Origin of the sequence: Vibrio sp. L3-7 (genome assembly GCF_963898195.1) — a bacterium.
Classification (GTDB): domain Bacteria; phylum Pseudomonadota; class Gammaproteobacteria; order Enterobacterales; family Vibrionaceae; genus Vibrio; species Vibrio echinoideorum.
Map to the genome: position 1 here is coordinate 1 of NZ_CAWQUW010000042.1, position 10,339 is coordinate 10,339.

At 42.0% G+C, this 10,339-nt stretch carries 11 protein-coding genes and 3 pseudogenes; 8 read left to right on the plus strand and 6 right to left on the minus strand.

Annotated elements, in window-relative coordinates:
- Together AACW75_RS19920 and AACW75_RS19925 are read left to right on the plus strand one after the other, a co-directional pair.
- Positions 1-860 (plus strand): annotated as a pseudogene (locus tag AACW75_RS19920) (conjugal transfer mating-pair stabilization protein TraG); the annotation flags it as partial.
- 83 nt (positions 861-943) lie between these two features.
- On the plus strand, positions 944-1,480 hold the full coding sequence (locus AACW75_RS19925; protein ID WP_237297931.1) for a hypothetical protein: 537 nt from the start codon (positions 944-946) through the stop codon (positions 1,478-1,480).
- 268 nt (positions 1,481-1,748) lie between these two features.
- Here the strand turns inward: AACW75_RS19925 and AACW75_RS19930 are convergent, their stop codons facing one another.
- The gene (locus tag AACW75_RS19930; protein ID WP_016800104.1) at positions 1,749-2,732 is read right to left on the minus strand and encodes a hypothetical protein; all 984 of its coding nucleotides are present in this window, start codon (positions 2,730-2,732) and stop codon (positions 1,749-1,751) included.
- 172 nt (positions 2,733-2,904) lie between these two features.
- Here AACW75_RS19930 and AACW75_RS19935 point away from each other — a divergent pair.
- The 3 genes and pseudogenes from AACW75_RS19935 to AACW75_RS19945 form a co-directional block, all read left to right on the plus strand.
- Positions 2,905-3,129, plus strand: a pseudogene (locus AACW75_RS19935) (IS110 family transposase); the annotation flags it as partial.
- A gap of 548 nt (positions 3,130-3,677) precedes the next feature.
- Entirely contained in the window at positions 3,678-3,962 is a 285-nt protein-coding gene (locus AACW75_RS19940) for a type II toxin-antitoxin system RelB/DinJ family antitoxin (RefSeq protein WP_102492436.1), read from the plus strand.
- A complete protein-coding gene (locus tag AACW75_RS19945) occupies positions 3,959-4,237 on the plus strand; it encodes a type II toxin-antitoxin system RelE/ParE family toxin (RefSeq protein ID WP_016800106.1) in 279 nt (92 codons plus the stop codon). Before AACW75_RS19940 ends, AACW75_RS19945 begins: the two co-directional genes overlap by 4 nt.
- A gap of 241 nt (positions 4,238-4,478) precedes the next feature.
- On the opposite strand, the gene AACW75_RS19950 is transcribed toward AACW75_RS19945, so the two are convergent.
- Complete coding sequence (locus tag AACW75_RS19950; RefSeq protein ID WP_237297932.1) at positions 4,479-4,889, minus strand: GNAT family N-acetyltransferase; 411 nt, start codon at positions 4,887-4,889, stop codon at positions 4,479-4,481.
- Positions 4,890-5,115: 226 nt separating this feature from the next.
- Between AACW75_RS19950 and AACW75_RS19955 the strand changes: the two are divergent.
- Positions 5,116-5,652 (plus strand): annotated as a pseudogene (locus tag AACW75_RS19955) (IS5 family transposase).
- Positions 5,653-6,097: 445 nt separating this feature from the next.
- Here AACW75_RS19955 and AACW75_RS19960 read toward each other — a convergent pair.
- On the minus strand, positions 6,098-6,400 hold the full coding sequence (locus AACW75_RS19960) for a type II toxin-antitoxin system RelE/ParE family toxin (protein WP_017100444.1): 303 nt from the start codon (positions 6,398-6,400) through the stop codon (positions 6,098-6,100).
- Positions 6,372-6,608, minus strand: coding sequence for a TA system antitoxin ParD family protein (locus tag AACW75_RS19965; protein WP_017100443.1), 237 nt, complete (start codon positions 6,606-6,608; stop codon positions 6,372-6,374). Before AACW75_RS19965 ends, AACW75_RS19960 begins: the two co-directional genes overlap by 29 nt.
- Positions 6,609-7,079: 471 nt before the next feature.
- On the opposite strand from AACW75_RS19965, the gene AACW75_RS19970 reads away from it, so the two are divergent.
- Together AACW75_RS19970 and AACW75_RS19975 are read left to right on the plus strand one after the other, a co-directional pair.
- Positions 7,080-7,622, plus strand: coding sequence for a hypothetical protein (locus tag AACW75_RS19970; protein ID WP_017100441.1), 543 nt, complete (start codon positions 7,080-7,082; stop codon positions 7,620-7,622).
- A gap of 3 nt (positions 7,623-7,625) precedes the next feature.
- Positions 7,626-8,933: a YfaP family protein gene (locus AACW75_RS19975; protein ID WP_229648405.1), complete on the plus strand. Its 1,308-nt coding sequence runs from the start codon at positions 7,626-7,628 to the stop codon at positions 8,931-8,933.
- Between the two features lie 264 nt (positions 8,934-9,197).
- On the opposite strand, the gene AACW75_RS19980 is transcribed toward AACW75_RS19975, so the two are convergent.
- Both AACW75_RS19980 and AACW75_RS19985 read right to left on the minus strand, forming a co-directional pair.
- Positions 9,198-9,785, minus strand: a complete 588-nt coding sequence (locus AACW75_RS19980) for a hypothetical protein (RefSeq protein WP_229648121.1) — start codon at positions 9,783-9,785, stop codon at positions 9,198-9,200.
- A 425-nt stretch (positions 9,786-10,210) separates the two neighbouring features.
- Positions 10,211-10,339: helix-turn-helix domain-containing protein (locus tag AACW75_RS19985; protein ID WP_276574089.1), on the minus strand; the 129-nt coding region annotated here is incomplete at its 5' end.

Here is a 10,339-nt window from a genome sequence, read left to right on the forward strand (position 1 = left end):
GCGGCGTGAAATGGTCTGATGATGAACGTACGGCTTACAGCAATATGAATGCCGAGCAAAAGCAGCAGCTTGAGCAAGCCACGCAGCAATACACCGAAGGGGCCAATGCCGTGACCAGTGCCGGCACGCAGGTGGACAATAAAGACACCCGAACGTCGGTTGAGCAGTTTGCGCATGACTTTGCGATTAACGCCAGCAACACCAAGTCTCTTGGTGCAAGTGCATTGCAAAGCCAATCAGACTTGAGCGCACTCTCGAATACTCAAACGCGCCTAGACTCTGGCAGTGCCAGCTTTACGGCCAACGCGATTCAAGGCTTCCAGAATTACTTGGAGAACACAGTTCCGCACAAACCAGACGTCCAGCGCCTAATGACCGCTTACCAACCGGAAGATATTGCCGATGCTAAAAAGTCTTGGCAAGAATACACACGCACTGAAGAGTTCACCACCATGGCGGGGTTAGATGGTGACACGGCGAAGATTGTGGCAACAATGGAGAAAGCTCATGAAACCAGCACTCCAACCCAAAAACCAGAACTGACACCCGAGCAAAACAACACGATGGAGAAAGGATGGGCTAGTACCGTCGATACCGTGGCACACACCCGCACCGAGATGCTGCATACCAAGGGAACGGGCGGACTCTTTAATCAAGCGCGCTTTGATGGGGTTACCGATGATGTAAAACTTCAACAAGAGGAAGCGCAGAAACCCATCATCAAACCTGAGCCGATGATTGAAATGACCGTCAAGTCGCAGGTAGAAAAGGAGGTCACTAGACCCGAAAGGACGGAATACGTCACCTCCGATCAAGCCTATCCTTCAGCGCCAAGATACACACAAAACCCGAAAACATAATATTGATCTCGGTGCATAAAATAGAACTTTATGCACCGCCTAATCACTGGTATTATGATCAGGTATCTAAAGGGAGAGTGACCATGAAAACAGTCTTACCATTACTGCTACTTACCTGTGCGAGCGTGCAAGCTCAACCCCGCTCTCCTGAGCTCACTCAACTGCTGAGCGAGATACACGAGCAGTACGAACTCGCAATAATAAATAAAAGACCATATTCCCAAAACCTGCCGGACATCACCAAACTGCCCTACTTCTTGCAGCACATTGATGAAACAGACACCGTGGAATCAAAAATTCTGAAAGCTCATCTGCGAGCACTACAAGAAGCATATTTCGGCAATGCTACCCGCCAACAAGAGCTAGGAGGTAATAACTGGTTCTGTATGCGTGATTTGATGGCACTCGATCCGAATCGCCACCCTGAATTTCTTGAAGATATGATCTGGACAGTGCTTGAAAATACGGCGAAGAATAATCCTGACAGGTTTACTCGATATAATTATGCATCTTCATTTGCAATGTCAACTTCGGTTATTTTTGAATATGGCTTGCAAACTGAATACCCTTGTTACAGCCCTATTCCAAAAGCCTTGCAATTTCAAGGCTGGAAATATTAATCTCGGCACAGGATATCCATCGAGAGTGATTGTAATTTCAGGTATAAGGCCAGTACGAGGAGTAGGAACGGGTTAAATGTCTTTATTCTAGATTAGGTATTCATTGGCCGCTGCTTGGGCACAAAAACGTTCCTTTAACCCTATGCAGCCCAATAAAGTATCCTCTTAAAATGGTAGCGATTGTATTGGTACGCTGCTATTTCTAGAACGAAATTGCCCCATTATTGTCTATGGAATCCACGTATTTACAAAGTGATAGAGGATAAAGCTATTTCACTTCGTATCTAAGTAGAACTTCATTATCCAAAACAACATTTGTTGACCAGATGAAGCTTGCTCCAGCACCACTGAATTTCTCAATAAAGTTCATGTAAGATTTTTTGTTATTTACACCAATTTCATCTTCTGAATATTCAGTCGCTTGAGGCCATGAAACTGCATCAAAGTCTTTTGCCATCCAGTTACTTGGGGTCTCCCAGTGAGCTGCATATGCATTTGTACCGTTATCTGTGCCTTCTGTTGTGCAGTTCTCAGATAAGCGTTTACCATCAACCTCACTCAAGCAGCTTAAATCATAGATTGGTGCAGTATAAAATGTCTGTGCTTGCCAGTCTGAACTCGTCACAGTGCCATCACTAAAGCTTGCGATAAAGCCACCATCACCTGGGTGGAATGCCTTGCCACGGTTATCTTCTGTACCTAAACCTAAGTTTTCTTCCCAATCAATTACTTTTACAGCAAGAGTGTATGGTTTATTTACTTTGAACTTTACGATACTAGAGTTAAACGGCGTGAAAGGTACCGTGTCTACTGCAACGAGCTGACCATTAATATACAACTCGAAATAGTTGTCAGCAAAGATGTAACCAGTGATCTCTTCACCATCTGAATCAATAACAGCCACAGGGACTGAGTCTTCATCCACATCGGCTATACTTTCAGGTGTGATGTGGGCGCACTCTTCATAAAGATCGACCGTTTTTGGTGCAGTGGTGAAATGGTTTTGAGCAGGAACTGTCCATACCTTTCCGTCAGCATCAGCAATTTCACCAATGCCTGCAACACGGCTTCGACCAGTCGCACACTCAAAAAGGTTTTCTTCTACTGTTTTTGCAAGACCTTGGGTAATGTTAGCTGAACCTTTGTAGTCACTAGTGCTTTCGCTTACAGTTAGGTCGGAGGATAGAGAGCAGCCAGCCAACAATAGGGCGATGGACGAAAGAGCGAATACTTGATTGTTGGTAGTAATCATCAATAAAAATCCAGTAGTAAGTATGAAGCTTAAGTGTAGTATTTAGTCTTAACAGATCAATATGTTAAGCTAGTTAAATAGTTGGCGCATATATTAGGCTGTGTAATGTAAATCAACGTAAACGATGTGCAATTTTCAGTAAGTACTTTTCCACTCTTTCTTGCTAGTTCCCATTTTCAAGCACGGTGATAAATACTTACGAACACTCTTAGTTCACGGCGCAAGGACCGTGATTGCCAACCTTGGCGACAAGCCAGATAAGTTAAGTCAGTGGTGTCGAGGCGTTCTGGAACGAAGAGGAATGAATCGAGCGATAGTGGCACTTGCCGCGAAGAACGCACGAATTATCTGGTCGCTTTTACACAATCAAACAGAATATAAAAACTATGCTGCTTAAGTAAAAACCTAAGCAGCATAAAGAGTTAAAACCACCGGGTCATTGCAGACGCATAGGTTAAGACCACTTGCGGAGAGCCTATTAATGCGGCGGGCACACTAATGGTCATCTAACGAATAAGGCACTGCAGTCGCGTAAAGTCATCAGGGCCACGACGTATGCGAATCGTCGATAAGTATGCCGAATGTAGAGCGGCAGTCCAAAACCCATCAACATAAGTTTAGCGGATTTTTGACAACCGAGGGAATCCATGCGTCCCTGTAAAGGTGAAACAAAAAATAAAAAAATTTATTTTCAAAGGTTAAACTTAATCCTCAACCAGAAATTTAAAGTTATGTAGCAGATATGTAGCTATCCAATTCTACATACTTGCACTAGAAACAAAATCTTTCTAACTCATATTTGAACAAGAAATCATTTAGAGGGCTTACTCTAAACGTTTTGCGCTAGATTAGTAAAATTACCGTTAAAGCTTAAATACTTGTTAATTGCCCATCTAGCGCACTAGTGCTAACATTTGTGAGCACGTCACTTTTAAGGAACTACTCATGGATACTAGAATTCAATTTCGTGTTGATGACGAAACAAAACGCCTAGCTCAGCAAGTGGCTGAAAGCCAAGGTCGCACTCTTAGTGATGCTTGTCGTGAACTTATAGAACAAATGGCAGAGCAACAAAGAAAAACAGTATCCCATGATGCTTGGCTAACAGAACAAGTAAACCTTGCTTTTGAAAAGTATGACACTGGTAAGGCTATGTTTATTGATAATGATTCAGCCAAATCTCGAATGGAAGTCCACAAAGCGAGAATTCGCAGCCGAGGTCAAAAATGATTTTATGGGAAGAAGAATCCCTTAATGATCGAGAGAAGATTTTTGAATTTCTTTACGAATTTAACCCAAATATAGCTGAAAGAACTGACCATATTATTGAAGCTAAAGTTGAAAGCTTGCTTGAGCAACCTTTAATGGGAGTGCAACGTGACGGAATTAGAGGAAGACTATTAATTATTCCTGAAGTTTCGATGACTGTTTCATATTGGGTAGAAGGCCCAATTATCCGCATCATGCGAGTTCTACATCAGAAGCAAAAATTTCCTACAGACTAATGTGGTTTTTTAACCGACATATTGCCTCTTAAAATGTAAGGATAAGTTAGGCTAACGACATTGTTTTCGTAAGTATTATCTAGCGTGTTATCTTTAAATTCCGAGGTTGTCCTAATTTTTAGCCAGACCTTATAAGTCTATCTGCTGTTGTAACTCGTCTCTGGACATAAATGTATTAAACCAAAAACTCTAATCCACTTAACTAATATTAGAAAAAGCATCTTAAAGCCTTAAATACTTGTTATAATTGCGGTTTGAACTTCTTTGTCATTCCTTGGCAAGCTGGAGATACAAGTTTGTAGCCTAACTTTTCGTAAAATGCTGGTTCATCCGCGATCATTGAAACATACGAACCTTCCAAAGCAACTGATGATAAATAGTTATCTATATATTCCATCACGGCTCTTCCTAATCTTTTACCTTGATATTTTGGGTCAACTGCAACATCCACGACTTCAAAGTTACACCCACCATCACCAACTACACGCCCCATTGCAATCAAAGCCTCACCATCTCGTACTGAGATTCCATATAAGCTATTTGGCAACGCAATTGTAGCTGCCTTTAGAGACTTTGGTGATAAGCCTGCTTTCACGCGCATTTCACAAAATTCTATTGGGTTAGGGACGTTTTCTTCATATGTAATTTTCACGCAATACCACTCCTTTTTATTGAGTTTGGAGCCTACATTACAGAACTGTATAAATAAACAGACTCGATAGTTTGAATAAGCATGTATAACGCCAGCATAACACGTTTGCTATTATGCAGATTAAGCCTAATTTTACCACTTAATACGGGCTTTGTTGCGTAATTCAATGGAACTAAATCAAGAACCTACGATCTGATCAGCTACGTTCACTACCTCTCGTAGCTCTATGCCTAAACCTCGTTACAAAACAACCAACTGGAAGCAATACAACCAATCACTCATTAACCGTAGCTCTCTGACCTTTTGGATTGATGAAGAGGCGATTAGCGGGTGGGCGCAAAGTAAACAGAATAAGCGCGGTAGGCCACGTCGATTCAGTGATTTAGCTATCACGACAGCACTCATGGTGAAACGCGGCCACTGAGAGCGCTGCAAGGATTTATCGACTCGATATTTAGACTGACCCATGTTCCATTAAGCTGTCCGCATTACACCTGCATCAGTCGTAGAGCAAAGCAAGTTGAGGTCTCATTTAAGACAAAAACGAAAGGAGCGATACAGCACTTAGCCATGATGCGACTGGCCTAAAGGTGAATGGAAAGTCAAAAAACACGGGACAGATGGCAAGCGGAGAGTTTGGCGAAAGCTGCATATTGCTGTTGATACAAACACTCATGAAATTATTGGATATGGATTACAAACCGAATACCCTTGTTACAGCCCTATCCCAAAAGCCTTACAAATTAACGGCTGGAAATATTAATCTCAGCACAGGATATCCATCGAGAGTGAATGTTATTTCAGGTATAAGGCCTGTACGAGATAGTATGAACGGGTTAAATGCCTCTATTCTAGACTAGGTATTCACTGGCCGCTGCTTGGGCGTAAACGTTCCTTTTCTCATGAGTACCAATCAAAATGGCAGCGATCGCATCGGTACGCTGCTATTTGTTCTAATGAATCATTAGAGTAGTAGCTCTAGATCATTTCTGCCCCATTATTGGCTAGACCTTTTACTCATTCACACCCTGTTCATGGGTTTTTACCATATTAAAACTTATCCACTCTTCTCATACTGTTAATCCCCGTGATGTTTCACGGGGGTAGATTCCACCTTTCTTTCAGCGTTAGCTACCTTAAGTTCTTTTTCGATCAGTTTGTAGGTGTTTGAGGGGTATAAAAAAGCCTCGCGCTTGGCGAGGCTTTGGTTATCTAAATGTTCTGGATGCATCTCGATAAAAGTTTTCATGACTGCCCAACGCCATTAAGGTCAGGACTAACGTCCCGTATTCATCGTAGTTGTACCCAAGCAAGGTGAGCTGCTTGTTCATCTTAAACTTGTGCACCCTAAGAAAAGACAAATCGCCTTTCTTCATCACGCCAATAAAAGGGTTTTCTATAACCTCTTTCACTGCTTTATCTAGATCTTGTTTTTGGTTTTTGTGTAGCTTTTTTACTGTCTTGGCAAATGTCGTAGTTTGCTCAATCTTTGTTACTTTCGCTAAATTCATAAGAGGTCGTATTCCCGTGCTCTAATTCGGCTTTAGCGATGATTGCCTGCAGTACGAACTCGTAGGTTAAGTCAGGGTTATCCTCCATGATCTTGCCTATTTTCGCCCAATGCTCAATTTGCTTGGGGGTCGTTCGATTTAAAGCTGTTCCAATGGTTGCAGCTCTATCTACTAGGCTCTCATCAAGTCTAACGCTTGTAGTAGCCATATGTATTACCTTGGTCATTTGTTTGTTGATGTCAATTGTAGCGCATTGCATCATATGTGGCAACTTGCAACAAAAGCCCTGCTAGTGGGCTTTTTCACTTCTCATAAGTGACAATGAACTTAGCCTCTAAGGTCGTGCTCTTCTGATGGCTCCTCCATACCGGAGATAATGCATCATTTACTAAATTAGAAAAAGCTTCTGTCCAAAGGTGTGCCATGAAACTCGAAAATGCCCCATTAGAAGTTACGACCGATTGATTACTCATTTCAGAAACCTGTGATTTGGCTTACTTTTCCTTATGCAAACCACATCTACTGTATTGATATAAGTGTAACGGACCTAGGTATATTAATGTAACGCCAGTCTCTATAGCGGCAACTTGGTCGGCTCAAGGGTGGTCTGGGACTCGTTGCACTTGGCGTTAATCTCTTATATTTTAGTAACTTAACATTTATGATCAAGGAGTAGACAATGAAGTTGAAAATAAGGGAAGCTTTACCAATATGTGCCATCATGTTGCTAACGGCATGTGGTGGTGACTCTGATAGTGCCGATGATGTAAATGCAGCAACACCAATCAATTCACCTACAGATGCTTTAAGTCAGTTAGTTTCGTCAGGAACGTACCCAGACTTAGACACTAGTGATTCGCTTACAGGTTCAGTCACCAATAACGAAGCCATTCGAGACGATATATTGGCATATATTGAAGCGGCTAACTTATCAGCAAGTCAAAAGACACAAGTTAAGAGTATTGCCAGAACTATCCAAGAAGCTGTCCTTGTTGATCATTCTGATATCGATGCAGTCCTCCAAGTTGATGAAGAGTCTACTGTAGCTATCGGTTGCTTGAGTTTAGCTTTTGATAACCCTGCCGATGCACATCAAATTCTAAAAGCGATAGAACATTACACAGCAAACACTCGTGAGCGCGCAGCGGCATATTCAGCGTTCAATGAAGCTCTTGATGGCACTGTGACGCGCCTACCATCTAATATCGATTGCGTGGAATGATGTATGAAAAAAATTATTATAACCGCTTTAGCTGCGTCAATCTCTTTCAATGTAAGTTCTGCAACAGTTTGTGAAGTACCAGGGTATGTCGTTGGCTTTTTTAATGGAGTGTGGAATACAAAAAATGAAGCGAAATTAGCGACATTTGAATTCCAAAAGCAAATTGGAAATGAGTACAATTCAGAGCCTGTAGCATACGAGACTTTTTATAACGTAACTGGTTCATCGGTTAGTGCATCAGCGTTTCAAGATATAGCAGAAGTATTTATTCAGCGAGCGGAAGAAATAGACCCCGATCTCGGCGGTAGATTTGATATCTTTTGGTCAGCAATTACTGGTGGTGGAGCTGATGGTTTCTTAGATAAAGTCTACAATATTGTCAGCGCCCCTAGTGACTTGGTGTTGGGGCTACTTACTGAGCTTTACGACTGGGCATCATCCCAAACAGTTGCACTTGTTAGTCATTTGTTTTCTTCACCGCCAACAGCAAGCGATTACGCTCGTCATAACACGAGGATTCAGACGTTAGGCACACAGGGCGCAAAAATGCTGTTTATCGCACACTCCCAAGGTAATCTTTTTGCTAATAATGCCTACAACGCAGCATTGGAATTGGATAACCTAGATGAATCTAATCTTGGGGTAGTCCACATTGCACCAGCTTCACCACAACTGAATGGACCTTATACACTAGCCGATCTCGATTTGGTGATAAATGGTTTAAGAGCTGTAGGGACAGTGCCCGATACAAATGTCTCGATACCAGTCAGCCATTTAGAGGTTGATCCATCTGGTCACACTCTCATACAAACCTATTTAAATACTTCTTTACAACCAGCTGGAATGATAAGAAACGATCTCCAATCGGAGCTGGCGTCATTACAAACTCCTGAAGCAATCGCTTCTACAGGGTCGTTCACAGCAACACTCAGTTGGAATGGTCTAGGTGATGTTGATTTGCATACGTTTGAACCCAATGGGATGCAGGTGTACTACCAAAATAGGGTAGGTAACGTTGGTGAGTTAGATGTTGATAACACCAGCGGCTATGGGCCAGAGCATTACTTCGCCACTTGTGACAGAGACAGCCTCGAACTCGGGGTATATAGTATCGGTGTGAATAACTACGCTCGTGCAGAAGGTCGAATTGCAACTGTTCAAATATCGACAGGTAGTATTTCGGATGTTCTAACTAAGTCAGTTACACTTGGGGAAGCTCAAGGTTCATCAGAGAATGCCAACCCATTACACATGATGAATGTTGTGGTTTCTGAAAACGACAGTGGTGGCATTGAAATAGGGGCTTTCTAGTAACCTTAAAGGGCCGTTTACCTATAGTAATATAATCTGATAGCCCTACTAAAACATCATTTGATGTTTTAGTAGGGCATTGCGTTTGGTCTACCAATTTCCGATACATTGTATGATTCGGAGTAGTAAATTTTGTCCGAACGACTTAGTCGCCAATCTGAACGTAACTCGGAAATGTCCAAAGGTTAGTTTCAGTTATATCTGTTGTGTTGTGATATCTGTTGTGTTCGTTAATGCATGCGGCAATCGTTTACGCCTCGTTATTCATTCGTAACTTGCCATCTTTCTTGTTGTGCCTGTGAAGTTGTCTGATACTTCGATACGTTTCATTTCGATGTTCATGGTGGGTTCGATTTTTTTAAGACGTGCTATATCACTAGCGATTCGTTTACAGCCTAAAAACAAGATGCCATCGAGTGGTGTTATGACATCTCCAGCCTTGAGGCAATCAACGAGGGAGGTGGCAGAGAGTGGTGTTTTTGTCCCAGCAACGTAGCGGGTTGCCACAAACTCATTCGTATAGTGGATTTCTCTTGGTAACATTTGTTCGCTTTTGGCGTAAATCATTCCGCTTTGTTTACCATTAATAACTCGATGCTCTTTATACACTCGTGTTTCCTCGCCTATGGTGGCCATAGCTTGTGGTGCGCGTGTGATGAATAAGCGAAAAGGTAGATCTTCACTTGTGATGTAATCGACAAGGTTAAACGCTAATCTTGCTCTCGCGATCTCTCCGAGTGGTTTGTCACGACAGATTTGTAGAACCTGATCCCATTGGCTGGTCAGTCGAGTGCTTTCTTTATCGCTTCTAACTTTAACCTTGAGAATATCGTAGTGAATTATCTTTTCCATGGTTAATTTGGCCTTCCGTTTTGCTTGCTTCGTTAAATTCCAACCTAACATTATTTTTTTATAACAAATTAAAGCAGTTATCCACAAAGTTGGGGCGTAACCTGTCTAAAACCTTCGTCGGTTGAGTTTATGCTCATGGTACCAAATAGATCGAAATCACCTAAAAATGCCGATAATTGTTTTCAAATGGAGTAAAAAGCGCCAATTATAAAACTTATCGCGACACTAATAGGCGGGTATATTCGTTGACTTCTAAAAGAGCCCAATGATGGTTACTTTGCAATTGGAGTAGATTACCGCCAGTGCTCCTTGAAGCGAAAATTAGAGCAACTGCCATTGATTTCTTGAGAGGTCATGGGGGTTGGTTAATCTCTGCACCCTCGTTAGGGTACCAATAGGCGGATACCTACTTATAAGCTCTCATCCTATCCAAATTCACGAGTTGTGATCTGATTTAACTTTTTGGTGAAATTACCTCTGTTAATCCCTAAAACCCTAGCAGCCTTAGACTGATTACCGCGCGTATGAGTTATCAACTCAGTAAACAATATTTC

Coding starts and splice junctions, on each gene's coding strand:
- AACW75_RS19925 (WP_237297931.1), top strand. CDS start 944: ATGAAAACAGTCTTACCATTACTGCTACTTACCTGTGCGAGCGTGCAA.
- AACW75_RS19930 (WP_016800104.1), bottom strand. CDS start 2,732: ATGATTACTACCAACAATCAAGTATTCGCTCTTTCGTCCATCGCCCTA.
- AACW75_RS19940 (WP_102492436.1), top strand. CDS start 3,678: ATGGATACTAGAATTCAATTTCGTGTTGATGACGAAACAAAACGCCTA.
- AACW75_RS19945 (WP_016800106.1), top strand. CDS start 3,959: ATGATTTTATGGGAAGAAGAATCCCTTAATGATCGAGAGAAGATTTTT.
- AACW75_RS19960 (WP_017100444.1), bottom strand. CDS start 6,400: ATGAATTTAGCGAAAGTAACAAAGATTGAGCAAACTACGACATTTGCC.
- AACW75_RS19965 (WP_017100443.1), bottom strand. CDS start 6,608: ATGGCTACTACAAGCGTTAGACTTGATGAGAGCCTAGTAGATAGAGCT.
- AACW75_RS19970 (WP_017100441.1), top strand. CDS start 7,080: ATGAAGTTGAAAATAAGGGAAGCTTTACCAATATGTGCCATCATGTTG.
- AACW75_RS19975 (WP_229648405.1), top strand. CDS start 7,626: ATGAAAAAAATTATTATAACCGCTTTAGCTGCGTCAATCTCTTTCAAT.
- AACW75_RS19980 (WP_229648121.1), bottom strand. CDS start 9,785: ATGGAAAAGATAATTCACTACGATATTCTCAAGGTTAAAGTTAGAAGC.